Origin of the sequence: Shewanella algidipiscicola (genome assembly GCF_003605125.1) — a bacterium.
Lineage (GTDB): Bacteria > Pseudomonadota > Gammaproteobacteria > Enterobacterales > Shewanellaceae > Shewanella > Shewanella algidipiscicola.
This window is the reverse complement of record NZ_QPQT01000012.1, coordinates 78,628-104,570: the sequence shown is the minus strand read 5'-3', so window position 1 is coordinate 104,570 and position 25,943 is coordinate 78,628. Positions and strand designations below refer to the sequence as shown.

General features: G+C 48.0%; 18 protein-coding genes, 1 tRNA gene and 2 pseudogenes. 13 read left to right on the top strand and 8 right to left on the bottom strand.

Annotated elements, in window-relative coordinates; all coding sequences use genetic code 11:
• Nucleotides 1-38 precede the first annotated feature (38 nt).
• Nucleotides 39-1,280: a winged helix-turn-helix domain-containing protein gene (locus DVO77_RS14055; RefSeq protein WP_119978772.1), complete on the bottom strand. Its 1,242-nt coding sequence runs from the start codon at nucleotides 1,278-1,280 to the stop codon at nucleotides 39-41.
• A 161-nt stretch (nucleotides 1,281-1,441) separates the two neighbouring features.
• Nucleotides 1,442-3,733 (bottom strand): OmcA/MtrC family decaheme c-type cytochrome, encoded by a 2,292-nt coding sequence (locus DVO77_RS14050; protein WP_119978771.1) that lies wholly within the window; start codon nucleotides 3,731-3,733, stop codon nucleotides 1,442-1,444.
• A gap of 313 nt (nucleotides 3,734-4,046) precedes the next feature.
• On the opposite strand from DVO77_RS14050, the gene DVO77_RS14045 reads away from it, so the two are divergent.
• Nucleotides 4,047-4,796 (top strand): class I SAM-dependent methyltransferase, encoded by a 750-nt coding sequence (locus tag DVO77_RS14045; protein ID WP_249038186.1) that lies wholly within the window; start codon nucleotides 4,047-4,049, stop codon nucleotides 4,794-4,796.
• A gap of 274 nt (nucleotides 4,797-5,070) precedes the next feature.
• Here the strand turns inward: DVO77_RS14045 and DVO77_RS14040 are convergent.
• A pseudogene (locus DVO77_RS14040) lies at nucleotides 5,071-5,178 on the bottom strand (IS110 family transposase); the annotation flags it as partial.
• Between the two features lie 273 nt (nucleotides 5,179-5,451).
• Here DVO77_RS14040 and DVO77_RS14035 point away from each other — a divergent pair.
• Nucleotides 5,452-7,095: a methyl-accepting chemotaxis protein gene (locus DVO77_RS14035; RefSeq protein WP_119978769.1), complete on the top strand. Its 1,644-nt coding sequence runs from the start codon at nucleotides 5,452-5,454 to the stop codon at nucleotides 7,093-7,095.
• A 412-nt stretch (nucleotides 7,096-7,507) separates the two neighbouring features.
• Here DVO77_RS14035 and DVO77_RS14030 read toward each other — a convergent pair whose 3' ends face one another.
• The 3 genes from DVO77_RS14030 to DVO77_RS14020 are packed head-to-tail and all read right to left on the bottom strand — an operon-like array spanning nucleotide 7,508 to nucleotide 9,262.
• Nucleotides 7,508-7,795 carry a heavy-metal-associated domain-containing protein gene (locus DVO77_RS14030; protein ID WP_119978768.1) on the bottom strand — a complete coding sequence of 96 codons (288 nt, stop codon included), beginning with the start codon at nucleotides 7,793-7,795 and terminating at the stop codon, nucleotides 7,508-7,510.
• Complete coding sequence (locus tag DVO77_RS14025; protein WP_119978798.1) at nucleotides 7,792-8,109, bottom strand: hypothetical protein; 318 nt, start codon at nucleotides 8,107-8,109, stop codon at nucleotides 7,792-7,794. The genes DVO77_RS14030 and DVO77_RS14025 overlap by 4 nt, the downstream gene beginning before the upstream one ends.
• Nucleotides 8,110-8,125: 16 nt before the next feature.
• Nucleotides 8,126-9,262 carry a transglutaminase-like domain-containing protein gene (locus DVO77_RS14020; protein ID WP_119978767.1) on the bottom strand — a complete coding sequence of 379 codons (1,137 nt, stop codon included), beginning with the start codon at nucleotides 9,260-9,262 and terminating at the stop codon, nucleotides 8,126-8,128.
• A 1,052-nt stretch (nucleotides 9,263-10,314) separates the two neighbouring features.
• Here DVO77_RS14020 and fdnG point away from each other — a divergent pair.
• The 6 genes and pseudogenes from fdnG to selB all read left to right on the top strand — a co-directional run.
• Nucleotides 10,315-13,329, top strand: a complete 3,015-nt coding sequence (fdnG, locus tag DVO77_RS14015; RefSeq protein WP_119978766.1) for a formate dehydrogenase-N subunit alpha — start codon at nucleotides 10,315-10,317, stop codon at nucleotides 13,327-13,329.
• A 2-nt stretch (nucleotides 13,330-13,331) separates the two neighbouring features.
• The gene (gene fdxH, locus DVO77_RS14010) at nucleotides 13,332-14,243 is read left to right on the top strand and encodes a formate dehydrogenase subunit beta (protein ID WP_119978765.1); all 912 of its coding nucleotides are present in this window, start codon (nucleotides 13,332-13,334) and stop codon (nucleotides 14,241-14,243) included.
• On the top strand, nucleotides 14,240-14,881 hold the full coding sequence (locus DVO77_RS14005; RefSeq protein ID WP_110458338.1) for a formate dehydrogenase subunit gamma: 642 nt from the start codon (nucleotides 14,240-14,242) through the stop codon (nucleotides 14,879-14,881). The genes fdxH and DVO77_RS14005 overlap by 4 nt, the downstream gene beginning before the upstream one ends.
• Nucleotides 14,881-15,795 (top strand): formate dehydrogenase accessory protein FdhE, encoded by a 915-nt coding sequence (fdhE, locus tag DVO77_RS14000; protein ID WP_119978764.1) that lies wholly within the window; start codon nucleotides 14,881-14,883, stop codon nucleotides 15,793-15,795. Before DVO77_RS14005 ends, fdhE begins: the two co-directional genes overlap by 1 nt.
• Nucleotides 15,796-15,871: 76 nt before the next feature.
• The gene (selA, locus tag DVO77_RS13995; protein ID WP_110458336.1) at nucleotides 15,872-17,293 is read left to right on the top strand and encodes an L-seryl-tRNA(Sec) selenium transferase; all 1,422 of its coding nucleotides are present in this window, start codon (nucleotides 15,872-15,874) and stop codon (nucleotides 17,291-17,293) included.
• A pseudogene (gene selB / locus DVO77_RS19440) lies at nucleotides 17,290-19,131 on the top strand (selenocysteine-specific translation elongation factor); the annotation flags it as partial. The gene selA and the pseudogene selB, both read left to right, overlap by 4 nt.
• Before the next feature lie 69 nt (nucleotides 19,132-19,200).
• On the opposite strand, the gene DVO77_RS19055 reads toward selB, so the two are convergent.
• Nucleotides 19,201-19,295: transfer RNA gene (locus DVO77_RS19055), tRNA-Sec, on the bottom strand.
• 141 nt (nucleotides 19,296-19,436) lie between these two features.
• Here DVO77_RS19055 and fdhD point away from each other — a divergent pair.
• The 5 genes from fdhD to DVO77_RS19130 all read left to right on the top strand — a co-directional run bounded on the left by fdhD (nucleotide 19,437) and on the right by DVO77_RS19130 (nucleotide 23,720).
• The gene (gene fdhD, locus DVO77_RS13985; protein ID WP_110458335.1) at nucleotides 19,437-20,273 is read left to right on the top strand and encodes a formate dehydrogenase accessory sulfurtransferase FdhD; all 837 of its coding nucleotides are present in this window, start codon (nucleotides 19,437-19,439) and stop codon (nucleotides 20,271-20,273) included.
• Nucleotides 20,274-20,389: 116 nt separating this feature from the next.
• On the top strand, nucleotides 20,390-21,604 hold the full coding sequence (gene yedE / locus DVO77_RS13980; RefSeq protein ID WP_119978763.1) for a selenium metabolism membrane protein YedE/FdhT: 1,215 nt from the start codon (nucleotides 20,390-20,392) through the stop codon (nucleotides 21,602-21,604).
• On the top strand, nucleotides 21,604-21,837 hold the full coding sequence (yedF, locus tag DVO77_RS13975; RefSeq protein ID WP_110458333.1) for a sulfurtransferase-like selenium metabolism protein YedF: 234 nt from the start codon (nucleotides 21,604-21,606) through the stop codon (nucleotides 21,835-21,837). The genes yedE and yedF overlap by 1 nt, the downstream gene beginning before the upstream one ends.
• A gap of 562 nt (nucleotides 21,838-22,399) precedes the next feature.
• Nucleotides 22,400-23,437: a metal-dependent hydrolase family protein gene (locus DVO77_RS13970; protein WP_211328817.1), complete on the top strand. Its 1,038-nt coding sequence runs from the start codon at nucleotides 22,400-22,402 to the stop codon at nucleotides 23,435-23,437.
• Nucleotides 23,438-23,513: 76 nt separating this feature from the next.
• Entirely contained in the window at nucleotides 23,514-23,720 is a 207-nt protein-coding gene (locus DVO77_RS19130; RefSeq protein WP_211328816.1) for a hypothetical protein, read from the top strand.
• A 203-nt stretch (nucleotides 23,721-23,923) separates the two neighbouring features.
• Here the strand turns inward: DVO77_RS19130 and DVO77_RS13965 are convergent, their stop codons facing one another.
• Nucleotides 23,924-25,486 carry a peptide MFS transporter gene (locus DVO77_RS13965; protein ID WP_119978762.1) on the bottom strand — a complete coding sequence of 521 codons (1,563 nt, stop codon included), beginning with the start codon at nucleotides 25,484-25,486 and terminating at the stop codon, nucleotides 23,924-23,926.
• Nucleotides 25,487-25,943: the final 457 nt, after the last annotated feature.

Genomic DNA, 25,943 nt, shown 5'->3' with positions numbered 1-25,943 from the left:
GTCATTGGAGCATCATTATATACAACTCCGCAGGGGGATCATAATTGCAAGGTATGGCGCTGCATCCAGACTAAGTTATCTCCCGCCAATGGCAATTGCCATATCGCCGTGCCGTCGTCTTGATAGAGTCGATAAAACGTCAGTGCTTTTTGAGTGAGATGCTGTTTACGCAGGGCTAAGTAGATGCGTTGCGCTGTGTCTGTTAGCGCATTAGGTGACGATAACTCGGTGTTATTGATACTGATGTCATAACGTTCGACGCGGCGTTGCGGCCAGATTTCGCTGCTGCGACTAAAGTGACCACGGATCTCGTAACGAGTGGGTGTTGAATAACAATCTTCGTCTGTTATGCATGCTGCAAAATAAAAAATACCCTGATCGGCTGATATTTCGACTAAAGAGATGCGAATATCGCTGCGAACCAAGCGGTTATCTTGCACCGAAAAATAGAGATCCCCATGATACATCTGTTCTTTAAGTTGGCCTTGATGTTGCTGCAACTCAGGGATGGCTAATTTGTTATAGGTTTTTTGCTCCATTCTAATTTTAGTGCTCATGAAATCTGACAGGGCTAAGTGTCCGGCACGCTCGGCATCGCCGCTAATATTGATCAGTTGGTTGCCTGGGCATTGACCCTCTTGGTAGTTGGGGCATATTGCAATACTGTCACGGTTGGCGCTGAACAGGGCTAAGCCATGAAAGGTGTTAAATGGTGGCGGCGAGCTGGGCTGGTCAAGCAGTTGCTGATGCAAGCGTTGTGTGGCCATATTGTTGTCAATGGTGTTGTCACCAACCGAGGTTAATAGAGTAAAGCTCCCCTGAACACCACTTAATGTACTGATTAACCCCCGTTCTTGATAGGCGTGTAGTTGTGGTTGCTGCTGAGTATAAGCCAGATAGCCCAGTATCACGCTACACAGTAATGCCACCGCCAATAGCATAGGGATAGAGGGTCTCGCCAAAGGCTTAGTGACTGAAGGCTGGTGAGGTAACTGTAACAGATAACCATGGCGCGGAACCGTTTTGAGCTCTATGTTTGGCTGATCGGCGAGTTTTTTGCGCAACATGCTAATGCATTGTTGTAGTGAAGACGGTGCGACCACACGATTTGGCCACCCGACCTGCATGAGCACGTCTTTGGTCACAAGCTCACCTTGCTGGCTCAGCAATTGCTGCAGTATGGCTGTCTCGGCATAGCTAAGATCAATACAGGAGAACGTATGGCGATTGTATAATTGTTGCTGCGCAACGTTTAGTCTCAACTCTGGGGTTAATTGCACGGAAACTCTCTACAGGGGCTCACCTTCACAGTATAAGGCGGTGAGGATTAACGAGGAAATGTTTACTTTTGAAGTATGATCAAGCTCAGTGTTTCATGGGTTAATGCCGCCCAGCGTGTAACGTTGAGCGGCATTAATTTCCTTGCAGGGAAAGCTGAACGTTACAAGTTATGCACCTGTTTTAGGTTGTCTATCGAGTGACAAACGGCGCAAGACTCAACCTGCAGCTCGTTAGCGCTTACCCCAAAACGGCCGCCGTTTTGTTCCATATGAGCACGCACTGACTTGTTAATGACCATTTCACCGTCACTATTTGGCTGTTTAGCGTGGCAGGCATAACAGGTAGCAGACACTGGTGAGGTATAAGCATCGACGCTGATATCCGTTGCGGGGTGGGCTCTCGAGTCAGGGTTGTAGTCTAAATCGAGTGCCAGTGGGCGGCCGATAGCCGTTAAGCGATCAACGCCGAAGGTATCACCTTCGTGGCATCGATAACAGTTTGCTTTATCAGCAGGATATTCGACGTTGCGCACACCGTTAGCACGATCTTGTGTCACGCGTTGGTTGGTATGCAGCGAGTGCATCCACACTTTGTGATCAGGATGGCTAACGGTGAGCTGCTCAATATAATCCCAATCGCTAGGTTTGGTATGCATTTCACGGATCGCCTGCGTCGGTGGTGTGTTTGGATTGTGGCAAGCCAAACAGGGATCGACGATATCTGCGGTAGAGCTGAGGAAGGCAGGCTGACCTTTGATGGCCATTGCACGAGGCTTAAACGGACGTAGGTGTTCGCCTAATTCGTCATGATCGTGACCCGAGAAACAAGTGGTATCGGCCAGCTCTTTGTTGATATCGGTGACTTGTGCATGACAACCGCGACAGGCCAGTTCAGAGTTATCATTAAACTCATCATAGCCATGACAGCTACCGCAGGTCTTATTTGACACTATGGCTGGGCGCTTAGCCTCTGGCGCATCGGTTAAGCCTGCTTTGTTAAAGAACCAACGTTTATTGGCCTCGGCATTTTTACTGTGTCCAGCTTGATCGCAGCTCACTAAGTTTTGTTGCTCATCAAAACAGTAGATAAGGCGATTAGAGATAAAGCCAGAATCATCAATCAAGTCACCCGAGAATTGGTCTTGCGTGACAATAGGCCCCATTAAATAAGTATAAACATTACCTTCGCTGCGATATAGCGGCGTACGTTCACGTTCACCTGCTGGGGTATTACCGCTACCATCTTGGGTTATGTCTTTCTTGTTACTTTTAACATAAATGGTGTAACCCCGGCTGCTGGTAAAATCGACAGATGCGCCCCAATTGACATACAGCTGCAGGTTTTTAATCCAATCGGCATTGGCTGGGTTATTGTCGGTGATCGCGATTTCTTGTCCTTGCTTGTCGAGCAAGGTAAAGCTAATTTCAGCAAAGTGTTGACCACCTTGCTGCACTAATTTGGCGTCGCGCAGATCGACATTGACAATATTGCGCTGATCTTCAGTGACCGCTTTTTCATGGTTGCCCATATGCACCTCGTAGGTGCGATCTGGCGCATGGCAGGTTAAGCAGTTGCTGTTATCGAGTTGCGAGTCGTGATTGTACACCTCATTGCTGCTCATATCGTGACAGCTAGAGCAGGTTTCACGGGTAGGGACTTGGTACCAATTAATGGCCTGTGGCTGTTGCTCGCTTACTGTTTTGCTGTGGCAAGCGGTGCAGCTACCTAGAGCTTGTGGCGTCACGCCAATGTGAGCGGTATGAGCGAGTACCGGCCATACTTTGCCCGGATCTGACATCTTATTATTGGTGTGACAACTGGCGCAGCTTTCGAGGTTATCGCCGCCATGTTTAATGTCTGCAATCGCATCGTGACAGTTTAAGCAGTTCGCCGCATCTATGATGCTGCGATTGTCCTCAATGTCGGAACCGTCGGTGTTGAAATCGACAATTGTCGTGGTGGCGGGGACAGCCGCACTCGCGAGAATATTCAGCTGAACTCGTTGGGTGAAATCGTCATTAAAGCTGGTCTCACCTTGGGCTAATGGTGCGTGCATGGTATAGCGGTAACTGCCATCGAGATTATCGACGAGTATCCCGTCACAACCTTTAGTCTCAGAGCAGCTTTCGCTGGCCAGCGTTTGCCACTGTGAGCGTTCACCTTCTGCTTGGGGCTGTAATTGGCTAGCATAAACTTTTAATGCCGCAATTTTTATCACTGGCACGGCATATTCGTTTTCTGCCGAAAAGTCGATGCTCAGTCGGTTATCGATCACACTGGTATTGTCGATAGTGATCGACAGGGTATTGGCTTGTGTGCTGACGTTATTTGACGGTTTCCCGTTTTCACCTGGCTTGCCATCTTCGCCATCGGAACAGGCGACAAGGCCCAGAGATAAACTACTTATCAGAGTTAAGTAGCCTAGCTTTTTAAGTCGTATGGTTTTCATCATCTCTCATCTCACTTTGGTCTTTATAAGCGTCGTGATTATGGTTCGCGACTGCGGCAAAAGTGTGCCTGAATCTGGAAGCCGACAATGTGAACAGCTAGTTGTTTACCCATATATTCAGGATTTTGAGAGGGTTTTTAGTTTTTTTTAGTTTTTTTTAGACATTATCAGCGTCAGGCGTATTGCGATGAAGAAATGGATTTCTTACCCAGTAGTATCTTTGCTTTTATAAGGCATCATGCCTCTGGCATAATAAAGCGGCTATTTCCTTAACCATCGAGCTATCGTGACTTCAGAATCAGACCAAGCCCCAAGTATCGGCGTGTTTTTCAATCGCCATTATCCGACCCTCGAAGCCATCTGTGAGCGCTGGGGGCTGGTGTTTGATAAGGACTCCTTGTTTGAGTTGGTATTTGAGCATGATTGTCTCGTGCTCAATAAGCGCGATGAACCCAAGTTAAAAGGGATAGTGGTAGATTTTGTCTCTGGCGCTGTTGCTCATCGTCGTAAGTTTGGTGGTGGCCGTGGTCAATCAATCGCCAAAGCCGTTGGGCTTAAACAGGGCGTGACGCCGAGTGTGGTCGATGGTACCGCAGGTCTTGGGCGTGATGCCTTTGTGCTGGCAAGTCTGGGTTGCAGTGTGACTATGATTGAACGTAACCCTGTGGTCGCGGCGCTACTCGAAGATGGTTTACGCCGTGCCTATCAAGATGCCGATATTGGCCCGTGGATGCAAGAACGCATGCATTTAGTGCATGGTTCAAGTTTAACGACTTTGGCAGAATTAGGGCACCAGGTGGATGTTGTCTACCTTGACCCCATGTATCCCCACCGTGAAAAATCGGCCTTAGTGAAAAAAGAGATGCGGGTGTTTCAATCTTTAGTTGGCGCCGATCTCGATGCCGACGGTTTGCTTGCTCCCGCGATGGCTTTAGCCACCAAACGGGTGGTGGTTAAACGCCCCGACTACGCCGAGGACTTAGACGGCGTCAAACCCAGCACCGTTATCGCCACCAAGAAAAACCGCTTCGATGTCTACGTCAAGGCGGCCATGAAAAGTGCTTAATATGCAAGGCATTAGGAGCATACTGATAATAGTTAATGCAACAATCTGCCGAGTAGGCAGTAAAAACCTCTTTTCATTTCACTTGGGAAGGTTTTTTTATTACTTACGATATAGAATCCTAACTAACTTTTGCCCCTTTATCATTTAGAACAATTACTCATTCGAACTTTGTGTTTCTGTGTTTACCTTATATTTACTAATGCGGAAAGCAAAAGATAAGGCCCTAGTAACTTGTCTTGTAGTATGCCTTAAAGACTATCAAGAGGGCTTATGACCAACAAGGCATACACTCAACACCGACAATTACGTTCCCGATATAGGGTTCGAGTATGAGTAGTAATTCACCTTTACTGGCACTAATCTTTTTATGCACAACAACTTCCTTTATTTCTTTTTAATGGTATAGCCTTGAAATGTCGTGTTCATCTCGACATTTAACGGTCAATAAGTACGAAATATCACGATTAGGTGATCCAGTTCTCGCTTGTCGTTTCAACGTCGCAATAAAACCTCTGTGGCATCAATATTGCTCTTCTGTTCATTCTCCATTTAGGTATACGACCTCTCCCCCCCCTTTTAGATGTATGGCATGGTTTAAACAGGAGAACGTTATACATCTACTTGCAATTTAAGCACTTATTAAAGGTTGATCATCTTGAATACTGACAACAAAAAATACGGTTCCATCAAGCATCTCCTGATTGTGACATTTTCAGTACTGCTGTTTATATTCTGTATTGGTCTGACCCTGATTGGATACAACATAGAAAATGTACGCTCTCAGATAGACTCATTGGAGCGAGAATATACTGCCAGCAATGTGGCTGCTCAACTACTCCAATCAAGTTCGGCCTTAAGGAGAGAGCAAATAGGCTACAGTTTAAGACGTGTATTAGGCACTAAGATGAGTTCGGATTCGATTCAATATATTGAGGGTGAAGCCGTCATACTCAAGCAAAGCTTAACCGAGTTAAAGAAGCTGGCGAATGTCCATACACAGGAACAACTGGCAAGATTAGAACAGCCTATTGCCGAATTTATATTACTGCATGATCAATTTATAACAATGGATAGTAAGGCCGATCCAAAAGAGACGGCTAATATGTTAACTTCGACCGCATCTTGGAAAATCTATGACCGAATAGAAACTGGCATCAGATCACTCACTCAACAACAAGCAGAGATAGTCAATGACGCCAAGCAGTCTAGCGCCAGTGCCATCGATAATTTAAAGGTTTGTCTCATTGTTATCGCTGTCATCTTTATTCTGGTGATGGTCTTGGCGGGTATTCTTCTTCTTCGTCGTATTCTTGCTCCATTGCAAGCGACAACAGAAGTGCTCACTCAGATCTCGATTGGAAATTTAACCGTTAATATTGAGCGAGAAAAGTTTAACAGCGCCGAATACAGTGCCTTGGCTGATGTTCTTACCTCTACTCGAATGAAACTTCAACAGATGATCACTCAAATTGGAACCTCCTCAGTGCAATTGGGAGGCGCTGTTGAAGCGCTCGGTAATGTTGCGAGAGACTCAGCCTTGGGGATGGAACAGCAGCGCCATGAAGTCACCCAAGTTGCCACAGCGATGAATGAGTTACAGTCATCGACCGTAGAGATTTCACGTAACACCAATCAAACGGCCGAGTTTGCTAATAATGCGGTTCAAGCAACCATTCAGGGCCAGAACGTCGTTTCCTCTACACTAATGGCCATAGATGAGTCTGCAAAAGAGATCGACAAGGTCAGTATCGTTATTGAGCTATTACAGAAAGATACTAGTGCGATAGCCGTTATTTTGGATGTGATCGCTAATATTACCGAACAGACAAACCTATTGGCTTTAAACGCCGCCATTGAAGCTGCACGTGCTGGCGAGCAAGGGCGAGGTTTTGCCGTGGTAGCCGATGAGGTCCGGGTACTGGCACAGCGTACCCAGTCATCGGCACAAGAGATTAAAGATACCATCGCAGTGTTACAAGAGCGCGCAAACCAAGCGGTTCAATCGATGCAATCGAGTCAAAGTACGATGCAGACCAGTGTGGCAGCGGCAAATCAAGCTCACTCGGCCATGGAAGAGATTAACAGTGCCATTGGCAGTATCAACGACATAGCCATTCAGGTGGCCAGTGCTACCGAACAACAAACAGCGGTAACTGAAGAGCTGAATTTTAATATTACCAATATCAGTGATGCGAGCAATCGCGTATCTGACGGTTCCAGCCAAGTATCCCAATCGAGTCAGGAGCTGCGGCAGCTGTCGCTTAATTTGGAAGGATTGATCCAACAGTTTAGGGTCTAACTGCAATACGCTTCGATTATGCTTTAAGGTGAAAAAGCCTGAATACTTGCCCAGTATTAAAGGAGTGCATTCAGGCTGTTTGTTTACATGTTAGAGAGCCATTTTCTTGCCAGCTCACTTGCGGTCTAGCCGTTATCCGCAAAGATAAAGCTACATAGTGACGATTGGGTTAGGCAACTATCGGCTAGTTAATAGCAGTAGCTTATTTTGAGATAGGTTCAAAATAAGCTGGTGATTCCAAGCGGTAGGTATGCGTTTTGCTAGCGATATTTTATGTCAGCGTTTAATGGCATCTGTTAGGGCCTGCCTAGATCAGGTAATGTTTGCAGTGCCAACAGCGAACCTTCATGGCGCTAAACGTTTTAGCAGGTTTGTTGGCAACAATAGCAACGGCAACAAGCCAGAAACCTTACTATTCTGTAAGCTCCTCTATTTTGCCAATGGTGCCTTTATACCCTGTGGCATCTACTGAGGTGATCAAATTCTTCATATTAAAACCTTCTGGCACAATGACGATTGCTTGCTCTGTTTTTAATGAGGCCTTGGCCTTGATCACGCCCTCGGTTTTCCTTAGAGCCTGATTGATAACAGTCACGCACAAAGGGCATGTCATCCCTTCTACATCCACCGTCACCTGCACATTGTTTGCCCATACAGTGGATGAGCAAAATAATAGGCTAACTAACAAAATATACTTCATGCAAACACCTCAAATAGCCAAGGTAAAATAAAGGGATATAACTGAAATGCCAACACAATAGGTATTGTTAGCCAATACAGCAATAGCAACTTATTGCGGCTAATGACACCCGTACACATGGGCTTACTGGAAAAATAAAGTCGCCAAAAGCCGAGCAGAATCAAGCCTGTTGATAATAGTAGCATCGGCATTTGTAACCAGCCTAAGCTCTGCATTCCAGAAAGACTCGCCGCCGATGCACCAAACACCAAGTAAACTAAAGGGCCGATGCAACATAGGCTCGAGGCGACCGCCGCAATGACTGCGGTGGCCATGGTAGCCAAAAAAGACTTACTGTTCGCTGGATAGGTATTCATACGCAAACACTTTAGGCTCGTAATAGTTCACCGGATCGCCATCGACTTCGGCGTAGGGGTAGCCAAAATTATTCAATGGCGTTTGCTCCGCAATGGGTGATAAATCAAAATCACGTCCAAAGTTAAAGCCTACCCAATTCATTTCCCAATTACCGAATAAATAGTCATTCACCGTTTGTACTGCGGCATCGGTGTGTGCCTTATTTTCCGTTAAACGCATCTTAGTTACATCAGCGGGATCGGCAGGTAACCAACCATAACCGGCCAGATAAAACATGGCTCGACAATGCTGACCACCACTTTCATTGGCAACGCCTTTATCATCGGCACTACCGAAGGCCGTTTTAGAATACTGTCCCATTTTAATCGCTTGGCCTAAACGTATGCCAAACATCTCCCGTGCAGGTATGCCGATAGCGCGCATTAAGGCCACAAATACCGAGTTAATATCGGTACATTTACCGCCGAGCTTGCCGCTTTCAAGAATGGTGGCAACATCCCCAGTTCCACAGCCCATCACGCTGTTATCGCGAAACATATTGGCACTGACCCAGTTATAAACCAAGCGTGCTTGTTTAAGTGGTTCTTGCTCATTGCCGACAATTTTATCCGCAGTGGCTTTCACTATGCCATCAATTGGCATGTGTTTCGTCGCCAATAAATAGCGCTCAACATCCGCGGGATAATGTATTTCCTTAGGGGTTCTATAGTGGGCAAGTTCACCATTTTTAATCGGTTCCCAATCTAAGGTTTCAATGACCATTTCCACTGTCATACTCATTTTGGCCTTGGCGTCAGGCCAAGTGACAAACAGTGTTTTAGCCCCATAGCTGTTATCTGCGGTGATAAAAGCATCGTGATAATTACCGTTAAAATGGAGTTTTATTACCTGTTGAAACTGTGTATTTTCAGGCAGAGGCACCCATAGCTTTACGACACCTTCAGAGCCTTCAGGCGCAACGACATCATAGCGGTTGACCAGATTAAAGCGTCGGCGGTCAGCACATGACGCGAGCTCAACCTCTTGGTGCTTTGATGCCGCAAATACTGGGCTTATGGCCCCAACTGTTGATAGAACAGCCGCAGATTTAAGAAAGTCGCGCCTTTGCATACAAGATCCCTTATTATTTTGGGTTACAAGGATTGTAACTGAGAGCAAGAGTATAGGGTGGGCAATCTAGCGCGACAATGGACTTGATGGGTGAACGCGCAATTGAAGTCAAAAAAAACAATGATAAGTCACTAAATAAAACCACGTGGAAAAATAAAATAGACAAAATGTCTCGAGTGAGTGATTTGTTCCTGATGCAGTTTGCTAGCTGTGTTTCCCCGCTTTTTCTCGGCCCACATTAACCGGTTCGCCATTGGGATGGCTGCTGTGTGATTAGCCGAGCTCGTAATGGGTAGATATTCTACGCTAGAAGTGGCCGCAATATACTGGATTGCGTGTAGCGACATTGTTGTAAGGTGGCTATAGGCTTATTTGGAGCGTATTGCTGGGCAGAGGCAGTTGATTTCTTCTATGACAGTGCCCGCTGATGGAGAGTAAAGCATATTCGATGCCGCCATCAACGGCACTCTCTTATGTGAATTTTGTTCAGTCGCTTCATTATATCGTCATATAGTCCATCTTATGTTTGATATAAATTCACATCGCACTCCCCCTTTACTTTAGACACAGATTGTTCTTTTTCGGGTGTTTAACACCGCCGACAGCGTCCTTGTTTAGCTGGTTCTTACATTGCTAATACTTGTAGACATCTATCCATCTAAAATGGGTGGGAATTGTGTTTTTATCCGGCATTGATATGCGATTTGGTTATATTAAATTGAATTATAATAAGGCATATCATTACTTGTGCGACAAAATGGGTCACACGGTGTGGACATATTGTCTTTTGTGCTTTTTTGGTTTTTTAATCTGCATCTATGCTATTTGGCTTGCCTTTTCAGTTGTTTGTGCTTTGGGTTAGTTATGCTGTGGTTTTTTGTTCTGTATGGGGTTATTTGAGATCTAGATCTACTGTTATTATTTGTCATCTATTTACCCTTTGGGGATAATCTTACATTAAGTGTGGTCTTTGATGAGGCCCGCTCAGTCGGTTGCAAGGTTTAACCGCTGTAACCACTAGACTCATAACGACAAGAGTGTGAGAGGACGCAATGAACAGACGCCAGTTTTTTAAACTGTGTGCTTCTAGCGCTGCTACCTCAGCAATTTCTGCATTGGGATTGATGTCCGAAAAGGCCTATGCGGCCGTTCGTGAATTCAAACTCATTAGCGCAAAAGAAACCCGTAATAACTGCTGCTATTGCTCAGTGGGTTGCGGATTGCTGATGTACAGTAAAGGAAGTAACGGCAAAAACACCGAACAAAGTATTTTCCATATCGAAGGGGATGCTGATCATCCAGTTAACCGTGGGGCCTTGTGTCCTAAGGGTGCTGGGTTAGTGGATTATGTTAATAGTCCGAATCGTCTTAAATACCCAGAGTACCGTGCACCAGGTAGTAATGAATGGACACGTATCAGCTGGAGCGAGGCTTACAAGCGCATCGCCCGCCTGATGAAAGATGATCGTGATGCTAACTTGATTGAAAAGAATTCAGCCGGGACGACGGTTAACCGTTGGCTTAGCACTGGGATGATGACCTCGTCGGCGATGCCGAACGAAGGTGGTTATATCACCCAGAAATTTGCACGGGCATTGGGCCTAGTTGCAATCGATACCATTGCGCGTAACTGACACTCTCCAACGGTAGCAAGTCTTGCTCCGACATTTGGACGTGGTGCCATGACCAACCACTGGATCGATATTAAAAACTCTAATGTGATCATTATCATGGGCGGTAATGCTGCAGAGGCTCACCCTGTCGGATTCGGCTGGGTTACAGAAGCAATGCAACATAACAACGCTAAACTCTTGGTGGTCGATCCCCGCTTCACCCGTAGCGCCGCTTTGGCCGATCATTATGCACCGATCCGTTCGGGCACTGATATCGCCTTCCTGCTCGGGGTGATTCGCTATCTTATTGAAACTAAACAGGTGAACTACGACTATGTGAAGGCTTATACCAATGCCAGTTACATAGTGCGCGAAGACTTCTCATTTAGTGAAGGTCTGTTCAGTGGTTTCGATGAACAAACAGATAGCTATGATAAAGAGTCTTGGTACTACGAGTTAGATGAACAAGGCTACGCCAAAGTCGATCCTAGTTTCGAGCATCCACGCTGTGTGTGGAACTTGATGAAGCAACATGTAGAACGTTATGACTTTGAAACAGTAAGCAATATCACCGGTACGCCGATTGCGGACTATGAGATGGTATGCCAGCAAATTGGTAGCACTCATACTCACGATAGGGCCGCTACTTTTATGTATGCCTTAGGCTGGACCCATCATAGTAAAGGGGCGCAAAACATTCGCTCCATGGCTATGGTGCAGTTGCTGCTGGGTAACATTGGGGTGCTGGGCGGTGGCGTGAACGCATTGCGCGGTCACTCTAACGTGCAGGGCGCGACCGATATGGGGTTATTGTGTCAAAGCTTGCCCGGTTACCTTAAGCTACCGAGCGAAAAAGACACTAGCCTTAGCAGCTATCTTGAGCATTACACGCCTGTGGCTTTACGTCCGGGACAAACCAATTATTGGCAAAATTACCCTAACTTCTTTGTGTCGCAGTTAAAGAGTTTCTGGGGCGATAACGCTACAGCCGATAATGATTTTGGTTATGACTGGTTGCCTAAATGGGACAAGCAGTATGACTTTACTAAACACTTAGATATGGCTTATCACGGCGAAGTGAATGGCTACATTATCCAAGGTGTTAACGCCATTAACTCTATGCCTAATCGTAATAAGGTACTCAAAGCCTTGAGTAATCTTAAGTACATGGTAGTGCTAGATGCCTTGGCGACGGAAACCGCAACCTTCTGGCAAAACGCTGAAGGGTTCAATGAGGTTAATCCTGCCGAGATCATGACAGAAGTGTTCCGCTTACCGACGACGTGTTTTGCCGAGGAGGAAGGTTCCATCGTCAACTCTGGACGTTGGATGCAGTGGCACTGGAAGGGCGCTAACCCACCGGGCGAAGCTAAGCCTGATGCCGAGATCCTCTCAGGTGTGTTAATGGCGATGCGCGAATTGTACAAGGAAGAAGGCGGTACATTGCCTGAGCCAGTACAAGCGATTAATTGGGATTACCACAATCCTTATTCGCCCCATGCCGATGAAGTGGCTCGCGAGCTCAATGGTCGAGATCTTGTGACTCAGCGTCAGCTGGGGAGCTTCTCTGAGCTTAAAGCCGATGGTAGCACTGCCTGTGCCTGCTGGATCTATTCGGGTTCTTGGACCGAAGAGGGCAACTTAATGGCGCGGCGTGACAACCATGATGCTTCGGGTAAAGGGGTCACGCCGGGCTGGGCATTCGCATGGCCAGCTAACCGCCGAGTGCTGTATAACCGCGCTTCGTGTGATGTTAACGGCAAACCTTGGGATCCCAAGCGCACCATCGTCGAGTGGGTTGACGGTAAGTGGCACGGTATCGATGCGGGCGACTTCAATATGAAGTTAACCCCACAAGAATCGGCCGGTCCCTTCATCATGCAACCAGAAGGTGTGGGTCGTTTCTTCGCCCTTAAGCTATTGGCCGAAGGTCCGTTCCCTGAGCACTACGAGCCGATGGAATCGCCTATTGGGGTGAACCCGCTGCACAAGGTGATCAGTAATCCTGCCGTACGTATGTTACCGGGTGTGAAGGAAACCTTAGGTTCCCATAATGAGTTCCCTTATGTAGCAACGACTTACTGCGTCACTGAGCACTTTAACTTCTGGTCGACCCATGCCCGTTTGGCAGCGATCTCTATGCCGGAAACCTTCGTCGAAATTGACGAGATGTTAGCGGCAGAAAAAGGTATCGCCAATGGCGATTGGGTCACGGTTAGCTCTAAACGCGGCAGCATTGAAACCAAAGCCTTGGTGACTAAGCGTCTGCAACCGCTAAAGGTTAATGGTCAGCTAGTCCATACGGTTGGATTACCCCGCCACGGCAGCCATAACGCACTCACTCGTAAGAGTTATTCCTGTAACGTACTTACCACGGAAGTGGGGGATGCTAATACGCAGGTGCCTGAGTTTAAAGCGTTTCTGGTTAACATCACTAAAGCGGAGGGGATCTGATCATGGCCTCACAAGACATTATCCGTCGCTCCGGCACTTCAGAGATGACGCCGGCGGCAAAGGGGCGTAATTCATCGGAGAAGGTCGCCAAACTGTTTGACGCCACTAAGTGTAATGGCTGTAAAGCCTGCCAAGTGTCATGTTCAGAGTGGAATGACTTGCGCGAGGAGGTGGGCTCCTTCCAAGGCAGTTACCAAAACCCCATGTCGCTATCGGGCCAATGTTGGACCCTGATGGAGTTCCATGAGGTGATGGAAAGCAATAAGCTGCGTTGGCAATTTACCCACTCGGCCTGTATGCACTGTGCTGACCCAGCCTGTTTAACTGCCTGTTCGACCTCGGGGGCTATTATCCAGCACGCCAATGGCGTGGTGGACTTCGATTCGGACAAGTGTATTGGCTGTGGTTATTGCGCCAGTGCCTGTCCTTTTGATGTGCCTAAAATCGATCCTAAGGACAACAAGGCTTACAAGTGCACCATGTGTTCCGACCGTTTAGCCGTGGGCTTAGAGCCTGCTTGTGTTAAGTCCTGCACCACAGGGGCGCTGCGTTATGGCACCCGTGAGGATATGTTGTTCTACTCGCAAAAGCGGGTAGAAGAACTGCAGCAAAAGGGCTTTCCCAATGCGGGGCTTTATAACCCCGAGGGCGTAGGCGGCACGGGGATGATGATGATATTGCACGATATCAATCAACCCGAAAGCTACAACATGCCCGATAACCCGCAGATCCCACTGTCACTCACCTTGTGGCAGGACTGGGTTAAACCTTTAGGCACTATGGGCATACTTGCCACCGCCGCCGTCGCTTGTCTGCACAAGATCACCGTCGGTCGCAACATAGTGGAAGAGGATCAGCCGGGTTATCAACCGCCAGCGGAAGAGGCTAAGCAGGAAGAGGAGGACGACAAATGAGCAAGCATGATAAGCAAGAGATGATAGTGCGTCATAAGCTGTTCGACCGTATCTGTCATTGGTTCATTGTCGCGGCTGGGTTAGTCACATTTCTGACTGGCTTCTCCTTTTTCTATCCGTCTTTTCAATGGATGGGAGCGATAGCGGGTACGCCGCAATTGGCGCAATTTGTTCACCCTGTTGCAGGGTTGATGATGTGTTTGCCCTTGATGTTGATGTTGGTGCGTTACTACAAACACAACAAATGGGAAAAACACGATCTTGCCTGGATGCTCGCCATCAAGGATGTGATGTTTGAGAACGAGGATAAAATCCCGCCTATCGGCCATTACAACCCAGGTCAAAAAGTGCTCTTTAGGGCTTTCGTGCTGACATCTATCACCTTAACCGTGACGGGATTGATCATGTGGCAGCCCTATTTTGCGCCTTACTTCTCAGCCACTGTGGTGGGCTGGGCCATTGTGTTGCACGCCATTAGTGCACTGATCATGTTGATATTTGTGATGGTGCATTTTTGGATGGCGACATGGGTGGAAGGGTCGGTTACGGGCATGCTTTACGGCAAGGTCTCTAAGGCATGGTGCCGCAAGCATCACCCAGTGATGTTGGATGAACATTCGGACGTGGAGAAACATTAATGAGTCATACCGTCGAGATACCTATGGTCCCTGGTAGCGAATCGCCGCTGGAACTTAAACCGTTAAAAGCGGCAGAGCCCCAAGCTGTGTATCACAGGCGGGCACAACGTTTGCTGTCATTGGCCAAGGACTCGCCGTTGGCTGATTACTTTGAGCTGTGCCGTCGTCTGGTGGTTATTCAGGCCAGACTCGCGGGGGAAGCTGACTTCGGTCAGCTACTCGCTTGGGGGAAAGATGAAGCCATTCCGCTTTCCCAGTTGGGCTCAGAGGCCGAAAGTTACTGGCAAGGACTGCTGCAACAACTGTTAAGCGAACTCTTACCTCAGGTGGACGACTCTATTGCCCGAGTCGTGCGTTTGCTGATGCAGCAATCGCCCGAACAGCTGACGTTATGGGGACGCGCCTTGCGTCAGGGGCATGTGAGTGAAGTACCTGCCCGTTTTAGTCTATTCATCTGGGCGGCGATGGGGGTCTACTGGTCGCACTGGGCGCCTATGGTCATTAAGCGCATGGATCAGGCCAAAGTGGAGCAGCAGAGTATGTGCCCCGTTTGCGGTTGCCATCCGGTGGCGAGCGTGATTGTCGATGAGCCTCGTGCCGGCCTGCGTTACCTGCATTGCAGCCTATGCGAGAGCGAATGGCATTACATTCGCGCCCATTGCACTAGCTGTGGTCAGGACAAGGAGATGACCATCTGGTCGCTAGATGATGCTCAGGCTCAAGTGCGTATCGAAAGCTGTGATGAGTGCCATGGCTATACCAAGATGTTGTTTGTCGAAAAGTCGCCATCTATGGATGTCGCGGCCGACGACCTCGCCACCTTGATGTTAGACAGCGAGCTCAATGCCAAGGGCTTTGGGGCGACGACAGTCAACCCGCTGCTGATGGCCCATGAAACCGCGCAAGAGCAATAACGTAAACCAATTGTGGGAGGGAGTCGTATCGCTGCGACTGCTTCCTGCTTTTTTATGACATAAACAAGATGACAAGATGATGACCCAAGCACCCGACACGCTACAAGCTCTGTATCGCGCCTTGCCTTCGATGGACTATTTACTGGCGGAGCCGAGTTTTATGGTTCTGCAGCAGTCTTTTGGTAAGGCCGCGGTCAAGGCCGCACTGGATATCCAGTTAAAGGCGGCGCGCAGCTTAATCGGCACAGAGCGCCGCCTGCCCACATGGTGTGGCGAGCTGGCGCAACTGCACGGATGCTTGGTTGATCAGCTGGCAAAAGATAGCAGCCACAGTTTAAAACCTGTGTGGAACCTTACCGGCACCATACTGCATACTAATCTCGGCCGGGCGCAGCAATCGGAGGCGGCTATCCGAGCCGTGACATCAGTGATGCGCTACCCAACACCGCTTGAGTTTGAGCTGGCCGCTGGTGAACGGGGTCATAGAGATAATGCGATCAGCCGTTTAATTCAACGCTTAACGGGCGCCGAGGCTTGTTGCGTTGTTAATAACAATGCCGCCGCCGTGTTGTTGATGCTTTCTGCCGTTGCCGCGGGAAAAGAGGTGATAGTCTCGCGCGGTGAGCTGGTGGAAATTGGCGGCGCGTTTCGTATTCCCGACATTATGCGCCAGGCGGGCTGTACCTTAGTCGAGGTTGGCAGCACCAATCGTACCCACCTTAAAGATTACGAGCAGGCGATCACCGACAATACCGCCGCGATCATGAAGGTGCACACCAGTAATTATCATATCTGTGGCTTTACCGCGGCAGTGGAGGAGGCGAAGCTTGGGCAGTTATGCCGTGAACGTGGCATATCACTCATCTCAGATCTAGGCAGCGGCTCACTCACAGATCTGCGCCGCTTTGGTCTTAAGCAAGAGCCCACGCCCCAAGGCATGCTGGCCGATGGTGTCGATTTGGTGAGTTTTTCGGGCGACAAATTACTGGGCGGTCCTCAGTCGGGGTTGATCGTCGGCAAACAGGCGCTGATCGATAAGTTACAGAGTCATCCGCTTAAGCGCGCCCTGCGTTGTGACAAGCTGATTTTAGCGGCGTTAGAGGCGACTCTGATCCATTACCTTAATCCCGAAACCTTAGATGCAGAGCTGCCCATTTTGGCCAAATTTGCCCGCAGCCAAGCGTCGTTATGGCAGGTGGGTCATCGCTTACAACAAGCCTTATCTCCGCTGTTTTCTCCTTGTTATGAGATAGCGCTGCTTGAGTGTCAGACCCAAGTGGGCAGTGGCTCGCAGCCCGATACCTTTTTGCCCTCGGTGGCGCTGTGTTTTACCGCGCTCGATGGTGGCAATGTAAGTTTATTAGAGCAGTATTTTAAGCAGGCGGCGCGTCCGGTGATTGGGCGCATGAGTCAAGATCAACTCAGACTCGATTTACGTGGCCTCGACAGTGAGGCAGAGCTACTGGCCGAGCTGAGCACTTTAGGGATGCAGTTGTGATCATAGTTACAGCGGGGCATGTCGATCACGGTAAAAGCACGCTTATTCGCGCCTTGACTGGGATGAATACCGACAGATTGCCAGAGGAGAAACGTCGTGGCATGACCATAGATCTGGGCTATGCGTTTATGCCGCTTAAGGATGGCTCGCGTCTGGCTTTTATCGATGTCCCCGGCCATGAGAAATTTATCAACAACATGCTGGTGGGCGTGAGTCATGCTCGCCACGCCATCCTAGTCCTCGCCTGTGACGATGGTGTGATGCCGCAAACCCGCGAGCATCTGCAAATTCTGGCGCTCTTACCCCTGCACAGTTTGACCTTAGTACTCACAAAGCGGGATCTGGTTGATAGCCAGAGGGCAAAACAACTGACCGCCGAAGGCTTGGCACTGTTAGCCGAATATCATATCGAGGCCAGTGGTATTTTTGAGGTGTCGGCAACAGTCGATGCCGTATCCAGTGGTGTAGCAACGCTTAAGGCACATATTCTCGCTTTAGGTGAGCAAGAGTCTGTGCGCGCTACAGATGCCAGCAGCTTTAGGATGACGCTCGATCGCGCCTTTAGTGTTAAAGGCGCCGGTTGCGTCGTCACGGGGACAGTGATCAGCGGCAATGTGTGCGTAGGTGAACACCTTTATAGCTCAGGTCAAAAAGCCAAACTTAGGGTGCGCGGCATTCACTGTCAGGGCCAAGAAGCGCAAGCTGCGGTCACTGGCACGCGTGTGGCACTTAACTTAACCGGCGTCGATAACCATAGGCCGCCTGAGCGCGGCGATTGGTTGAGCAGCTTGCCTCAAGCCGAACATTGCGCCCGGCCAGTGGTGCAGATCCGCGCCTTCGAGCATCTGGGCAGTGAGCCGTTAGTGCATTGGCAAAATGTGCATTGTCATCATGGCGCCGATCATACGTTAGGCCGAATTTCTTTGTTAAATGAAGCTGATGAAGACGGCTGTTATCTGGCGGAGCTGGTGCTCGATAAACCACTGCTCCTATGCCAAGACGATCCGATAGTGCTGCGACACATTGGCGGTAAACAGACTTTAGGCGCAGGGCGAGTGTTAGCGCTTAAAGTGCCTAATCGTAAGAAGCGCACGCCTGAGCGAGTGGCAAAGTTACACCGGTTGGCGTGCTTGGATAATCCTGCTGATGTGGTGGGTTTTCTCGGTCAAACACAGGCGTTAGAACTGGCTGAAATCGCTTGGCGTTGGCAATTGACCGATGAAGGATTGGCGATGCTCCTAGCCCAGGCGGAATTAGTGCGCCTAGGCTCGTTTGCGGTGGCCACCAGTTTACTGCAGCGAGAACAACAACAGTTTATTCGTTTACTTAGCGAGTTCCATCAACAACATCCCGACCAACTTGGGCTGGGACGTAATCGCCTGCAACGCATGAGTCACAGTGCTTTGCCGCCCGAATTAGCGAATAAAGTGCTCGATATACTGTGCCAAGAGGGGCGTATGGTTTTGCGTGGTGCCTTGCTGCAGTTAGCGGAACATAGGGTCGTGCTAGACCGTGAGGCTCTGCAATGTTGGCAGGCGTTAGCACCTTGGCTTGCCGAGCAAACGGCGCCGGTATGGATCACCGAGATGGGCGAATATCTCCAGCTGGAACCTGCCAAATTAAGATTATTGTGTTTCCAGCTGGTACAGCAGGGCTTTATTACAGCGGTCGTGAAAGACAGGTATTTACTCAGTGAGCAGCTTTGCCATTTTGCCGGCTTGATCCGTTGCCATATTGCTCAACAGGGTCAGCTAGAAACGGCCGAGTTTAAACAGATGGTAGGCCTTGGTCGCAAAGTGAGTATTCAGCTACTGGAATTTTTTGACAGAAGTGGTTTTACCCGCAGGAAGTATCGCAGTAATAGCCGGGAGATCCGTGATGCAGAGCTGTTTTTCTCTCATGAGAATTGGCGGAAGAACATAGGAGTCGAACCTACCCAGGACTGCTGGCAGCCCTACCCGGATTTGAAATCCGGACGCCTCACCGGAGACGACGTTCTTCCAATAGAAGACCTAGGGATAATAGAAAATGCACCAAGATGATTCAAGGCGATTTGCATTTAGTTAATGGGTTTGTGATATAGGTCTTAAATTATCATCAAACTAATTGTTTTTATTTGGTTTTATAGTTTTGGCGAGGCGATATGGAATATCATTCACATGAAGTGGTTACCGAAAAAAACGTGATCCTGTTAGAGGATGGAGACGCATCCGAGCTCACCGACTATTTAGCCAATGAGGTGAGAGTTGCACTGGTCTATAACGGCATCTCACATACCGTTATGTTAGCCAGCCCGCAAGACTTAGAAGCCTTCGCTATCGGTTTTACGCTGTCCGAACGTATCGTCTCTCATGTCCGTGATATCAAGGGCGTTGAGCTCGAATTCACCCCCGAAGGCGTGTTGATCCAAGTGGAGATCAACCAAAGGTGCTTCATGGAGCTTAAGCAGCAAAGACGCAACATGGCCGGGCGCACAGGGTGTGGATTGTGTGGTGTCGCCCAGCTCGAAGAGGCTGTTAAGCCTGTGGTTAGCGTCGACTCAGATGCCAGATTTAACATCGATTATTTAGGGGTAGCACTCGCGCAAATTAAAGATAATCAACAGCATTTTAAGGTGACGGGAGCCACTCATGCGGCCATGGGGCTTAACCATCAGGGACAGATCATTGCTGCCTATGAAGATATAGGCAGACATATCGCACTAGACAAGTTAATTGGCGCATTCAGTGCCCACCATGTTGAGCGCCCGGTGGCAGCGTTGCTCACCAGTCGAGCGAGTTTCGAAATGGTGCAAAAGGCCGCCAGTGCCAATATCCAAATTCTGTTTGCTATGTCCGCCGTGACCTCACTGGCGTTGGAATTAGCAGAGAAAAGCAATATCACGCTTATCGGTTTTTGTCGCAATGGCAGGGCGACGCTCTACACCCACGGCTATCGACTGTTGGGACAGCATAGTACCCGCTTAGCAAAAGCCATTTAAGCGTGAGGCCAGGTGCGATTGATGCTATTGATTCCAATGGCTCGATCGCTGTGGCTCTCAGGTTATAAGCGCATTGCGCTTATTTTTTTTCTAGTCTCGTTCATTAGGGTAATGACATGACATGGCAACAATTTAAACAAGAATATTTAGTCCGTTTCTGGGCGCCAATGCCAGCGGTGATCGCTGCCGGTATCCTTTCCACCTACTATTTTGGTCTGACCGGCACCTTCTGGGCCGTGACCGGCGAGTTTACTCGCTGGGGGGGCCACTTGATGCAGTTTTTCGGTGCAAACCCTGAAACGTGGGGATATTTTAAGGTGATAGGTCTAGAGGGATCTCCCTTGGATCGTATCGATGGCATGATGATTATCGGTATGTTTGGTGGCTGTATCGCGGCGGCGCTGTGGGCCAACAACGTCAAACTGCGTATGCCGCAGAGCCGTACTCGTATCGCTCAGGCGCTGATTGGCGGCATTATTGCTGGCTTTGGTGCCCGTTTGGCGATGGGCTGTAACCTTGCGGCCTTCTTCACGGGGATCCCGCAGTTCTCTTTACATGCGTGGTTTTTTGCGTTGGCAACGGCGGCAGGCTCTTACTTTGGGGCAAGGTTCACCTTATTGCCCATGTTCCGCATCCCGGTCAAACTGAAAAAAGTCGATAAAGCGACATCTATCAAGCAGGACGAAAATCAGGCTAGACGACGTTTCCGTATCGGCATGTTAGTGTTTGTGGCGATTGTGGGTTGGGGGCTGTTGACTATGTTTAATGCGCCTAAGCTGGGTATCGCACTGCTTTGTGGTGTTGGCTTTGGTCTGTTGATCGAGCGGGCACAGATCTGCTTTACTTCGGCGTTTCGTGATATGTGGATCACCGGCCGTACCCATATGGCCAAGGCGATTATCTTAGGTATGGCGGTGAGTGCTATCGGGATTTACAGCTATGTGCAGCTTGGGGTACCGCCAAAAATCATGTGGGCCGGCCCTAATGCGGTGATCGGCGGTCTACTGTTTGGTTTTGGTATTGTACTGGCTGGTGGTTGTGAAACCGGTTGGATGTACCGCGCGGTTGAAGGCCAAGTGCATTTCTGGTGGGTCGGTTTGGGTAACGTGTTAGGGTCGACCTTGCTGGCTTATTACTGGGATGATTTAGCTCAGCCATTGGCCACCAACTGGGATAAAGTGAATTTATTGACCAGCCTAGGTGATAAGGGCGGCTTATTGCTGACCTATGTGTTGTTGGCGCTCTCCTTTGGCGCTATGTTGTTATGGGAAAAACGTTTCTTTGCTCGTAAGGCAAAGCGCGATGAACAATTGCTAGCGGAGGCGGTGTAATGAACCAATATGTTCCTGATTATCAACTCGATATGGTGGGTGAACCTTGTCCTTATCCTGCGGTAGCTACCTTGGAAGCCATGCCTAAGTTAAGGTCGGGCGAGATATTAGAGGTGATCAGTGACTGCCCACAGTCGATTAACAATATCCCTCTCGATGCCAAAAATCATGGTTATAAGGTGTTGGAAATTGAGCAGAATGGCCCCACCATTCGCTATCTTATTCAGCGCTGAACCATAGGTGATTTAACCTAAGTAACAAAAGGGGATATCAAGCTCAAGTTGCGATCTGATGATGGTTTTATCATGTTAATCGCATAAGGCTTGGAAAAAAGGGCTTGCGATATTCAAGTGCTATTATGATGAGTATAGGTGTCGTGTCGCTGGCACCTATACTCATTATTAAAAAATATTTTTAATCAATTGGTTGTATTTGTCTCAGGAGAGATGGTTGTACCATCGACTTGCTTATAGGCCGCTTTAGTATGGCTAATGGGCATTAAAGGTTAGGCATAGATTTTTTATCCGAAGTTTCTTACAGAGGCTCCAGCTTCAAATCGTTATTTTCCCAAATAAGTCAATCCGGCCAAACTGATCTGCTGCAACCTATTGATGATACAACGACAAGCCATAGCGTTTAGGGTTGAAGTCGCCATCGAACATGCGCAATACTAGCTAAATGCTTGGTTGTGTTTTGTGCGTTAGATGAGTTCCAGATGTTAAATACGACTGAGTTCGATACGAGTCGAGTTATTACGCGCGCGCGACCAATAGTCCGCTACTTTGGAGTTTAAAAATGGATATAAAACTCATCACATTAATGTGTAGCTTAGCGTTGTCGCCAGCGTGTTTAGCGCAAACGTATCTTTTTAAGAACGTACATATTTTTGATGGCAGCAGTGCCAACCTGTCTTCAGCAAAAAATGTCTATATCGAAAATCAACACATAAAGAAAATCGAAAATTACACCAGTGAAACGCTAAACGCATCGGTAGAGGGAGTCGTTATCGATGGGCAAGGTAAAACATTAATGCCCGGTTTAATCGATGCACATACTCATTTAATGCTTGCTGGATTACCACAGCAAACTTTACTCTTGGCCGATCAAGGTTTTATTAATATTGCTGCCGCAAAAACTGCCTCAGAGATGCTACAACGGGGTTACACCAGCGTGCGGGATCTGGGGGGGCCTGTATTTGGCCTAAAGCTTGCCATCGATAAACACATTACCACTGGCCCACGTATTTGGCCGTCTGGCGCATTTATTTCTCAAACCGGTGGTCATGGTGATTTTCGCTTACCCAATGAGCTCATTGCGACCGATGTAGAACATACTCAAGCGGTTAAAACGGGTACAACCACCATTGCCGATAGCCCAGCCGATGTGCGTAAACACGCTCGAGAACAGCTGGCATTGGGGGCTTCGCAAATAAAAGTGATGGCTGGGGGCGGGGTGTCGTCGCTATATGATCCTATCGATGTGACACAATATTCAGCAGAAGAAATTCGTGCAGCCACAGAGGCCGCCGCAAATTGGAATACCTATGTAACGGTACATGCCTATACGCCAAAAGCGATAAATCGTGCTATCGATGCTGGCGTAAGATGTATTGAGCATGGACAACTCATAGACGAAGTGACGGCTAAACGTATTGCTAAAGAGGGGATTTGGTGGAGTTTACAACCGTTTACCTCAGATCGTAAATCAACATTTTCCGAGGGATCAGAGCAACGTAAGAAGCAGCTTAAAGTCGAAGAGGGCACCCTAACGGCGTTTAAACTGGCTAAAAAATATAAGGCCAAAGTGGCGTGGGGTACAGACATTCTTTTTTAATGCTGAACGCCTACAAACCCAGACGGCTCAATTAACCCGTTTAACCGAATGGTATACACCATTTGAGATCCTCAAAATGGCCACTCATGATAATGCGCAATTGCTGATGATGTCTGGTGAACGCTCTCCCTATAAAGGTAAACTTGGCGTGGTTGGAGAGCAGGCATTGGCCGATCTCTTGCTGGTTGATGGCGATCCTATCGATAATATTAAGTTATTAGAATCAAAAGATAATATTAAAATCATCATGAAAGACGGCATAGTTTACAAAAACACCTTATAGGCAGAATTTTAAAGTGACAGGCACGGATTAATTTAGGGCAATTTATACTTAATCGTCTGCTATTAACGATAGTTATTTCGGATACCTGTACCTGCCATTATCATTTGGCTTAGTCGTTATTGGTAAAAGCGTCACAAAAACGGCCGCTGAGTATGACTCATCGGCCGTTTAGTTTAGATGGCTAGCAGTTGAGTCATTAAGATTTATTGTTCGGCTTTTATATCACGCAGCGATGTTGCAGCACTGTCATCACCATTACCTACGGAACCGTTATGAGAATGATGCGTTTCTGTCAGTCGGCGCATCAGGGGGAGTACCGCAAGGGCTGTAAAGGTACAACCCACAGCTGCTATACCTAATTTATTGAATAGACTGGTATAGACGGGTAAGGTTTGCAGTGGATCGACTAAATCTTTAGGTACGCTGGCGAAGTTGGCTACCACACCGCCTAGGTACTGGGAAATACCGGATGCGACGAAATAGGCGCCCATCATAAAGCCACCCATGCGTGCTGGCACGTAGCGGGCAATCATTGCAAGGCCCAGGCCACTGACTAACAGCTCACCTAAAGAGTATGAGGCATAGCCCCAAATCATGATCCATGAAGAGGTTTTGCCATTAACGGCAAATTTATCAGCAAAGCCATAAATAAAGAAGCCGATAGCCACAACCGCAAACCCGAGGGCAAATTTCGCCGCGATAGAGAAGTCTTTATTATTGCGACCCGCCCACGAATAACTCCACGCAAGTACAGGGCTTAAGACCATGATCCATAATGGGTTCAATGCTTGGAACTGGGCTGGCGACCAAGTCCATAAATGGGTACCAAAGAATTGGAAATCCCAGTCCACATTACGCAGGGCAAACAACGCTAATGAAGTCGACATTTGCTGATAGAAAATAAAGAAGAACACGGTTTGCACTGTGAGGATCAGCGCTGCAATCAGTCCTGCTCGTTCACTGGTTTCGCTGGTACGGATCAAGTGAAAGAAGATTGCCAATACTGTAATGCCTGCAGCATACACAAAGACACGTGCAACGGCTTCATATTCAAGAATAATTGCTGAAGCGACCACAGACAATGCGGCTAGCGCCAATACGATGGCAAGGCTTTTTTTGTTTACTGGGCGAGTATCAGGCTCAGAGCCATATTGAACTAAACTCTTACGCATTAATGCATAGTTGCCTACCCCTACCAATATACCGACACAGCACACGGCAAAGGCGGCATGCCAGCCAAATTCATTGCCATATTGGGCGTTAACGTAATCTTTAATCCAAGGTGTCAGTAACATAGAGAAGGTCGAACCGACGTTTACCGCCATATAATAGATGGTAAATGCACTGTCGATTTTAGAATCATCACCTTCATAAATCTTACGCACTAAGTTACCGGCATTTGGTTTGAACAGGCCGTTACCGACTACAATCACGCCGAGTGCTGAAAACATAAACCAAGTATTTTCAGTGGGTACTGCCATTAGCGCATAACCCAGAGACAGAATCCCTGCGCCCAGCAGCATAGTGCGTTTAGTGCCGAGAATCTTATCCCCAACCCAGCCACCAATCGCCGGTGATACATAAATGAGCGCCGCACAGGCACTCCACACTAAGTTCGCGCGAGAGTCATCAAAGCCAAGTCGCTGCACCATAAAGTACACAATCAGCGCCTGCATGCCGTAATAACCAAAGCGTTCCCATAATTCGATAAGAGACACAGTCATGAACGAATGTGTTTTACTTGCCGGAGCGGTCCCAGTAGTCATAGCGCTTGCTTCCAACATGGTTGTTTTAATATTTGAAGGCAAAAGTATAAGGCGATAGCTCAAGCAAACCAATGGTCGATACAGGCAAAACAGATTTTGTTACAAATAAATAAATCACTTTTAAGGTGATTTTAAGCTTGAGTCGGCATTTTTTGATAACACCTGAACGTGCTAACCTTTAACTATAGTTATGCTGCTGATATATATGGTTATTTTTGGTTCTGTGATGTTGGTGAAACTGAATTTTTTAAGTAGAATGAGCGAAGCTCGGCTTTACCCAGCGATTAGCGATTGAGCAAATGAAGATTGCTTCCTCCCTTTACTTTACGCCATATAACGCCACGCATTTCATTAGCAGCAAAGTGTTGAACCCCAAAGGTTAGCGATGCTAAGTTATTGTCATATTTAAATTATTTAACCTAAATACTCGGCGCATAAGTATTTCCAATAAAGATTT

What these genes read in the sequence shown, in the direction of transcription:
- DVO77_RS14050 (WP_119978771.1), bottom strand. Translation starts at nt 3,733, where the DNA reads ATGATGAAAACCATACGACTTAAAAAGCTAGGCTACTTAACTCTGATA.
- DVO77_RS14030 (WP_119978768.1), bottom strand. Translation starts at nt 7,795, where the DNA reads ATGAAGTATATTTTGTTAGTTAGCCTATTATTTTGCTCATCCACTGTA.
- DVO77_RS14025 (WP_119978798.1), bottom strand. Translation starts at nt 8,109, where the DNA reads ATGGCCACCGCAGTCATTGCGGCGGTCGCCTCGAGCCTATGTTGCATC.
- DVO77_RS14020 (WP_119978767.1), bottom strand. Translation starts at nt 9,262, where the DNA reads ATGCAAAGGCGCGACTTTCTTAAATCTGCGGCTGTTCTATCAACAGTT.
- fdxH (WP_119978765.1), top strand. Translation starts at nt 13,332, where the DNA reads ATGGCCTCACAAGACATTATCCGTCGCTCCGGCACTTCAGAGATGACG.
- DVO77_RS14005 (WP_110458338.1), top strand. Translation starts at nt 14,240, where the DNA reads ATGAGCAAGCATGATAAGCAAGAGATGATAGTGCGTCATAAGCTGTTC.
- fdhE (WP_119978764.1), top strand. Translation starts at nt 14,881, where the DNA reads ATGAGTCATACCGTCGAGATACCTATGGTCCCTGGTAGCGAATCGCCG.
- selA (WP_110458336.1), top strand. Translation starts at nt 15,872, where the DNA reads ATGATGACCCAAGCACCCGACACGCTACAAGCTCTGTATCGCGCCTTG.
- fdhD (WP_110458335.1), top strand. Translation starts at nt 19,437, where the DNA reads ATGGAATATCATTCACATGAAGTGGTTACCGAAAAAAACGTGATCCTG.
- yedE (WP_119978763.1), top strand. Translation starts at nt 20,390, where the DNA reads ATGACATGGCAACAATTTAAACAAGAATATTTAGTCCGTTTCTGGGCG.
- yedF (WP_110458333.1), top strand. Translation starts at nt 21,604, where the DNA reads ATGAACCAATATGTTCCTGATTATCAACTCGATATGGTGGGTGAACCT.
- DVO77_RS13970 (WP_211328817.1), top strand. Translation starts at nt 22,400, where the DNA reads ATGGATATAAAACTCATCACATTAATGTGTAGCTTAGCGTTGTCGCCA.
- DVO77_RS19130 (WP_211328816.1), top strand. Translation starts at nt 23,514, where the DNA reads ATGGCCACTCATGATAATGCGCAATTGCTGATGATGTCTGGTGAACGC.
- DVO77_RS13965 (WP_119978762.1), bottom strand. Translation starts at nt 25,486, where the DNA reads ATGACTACTGGGACCGCTCCGGCAAGTAAAACACATTCGTTCATGACT.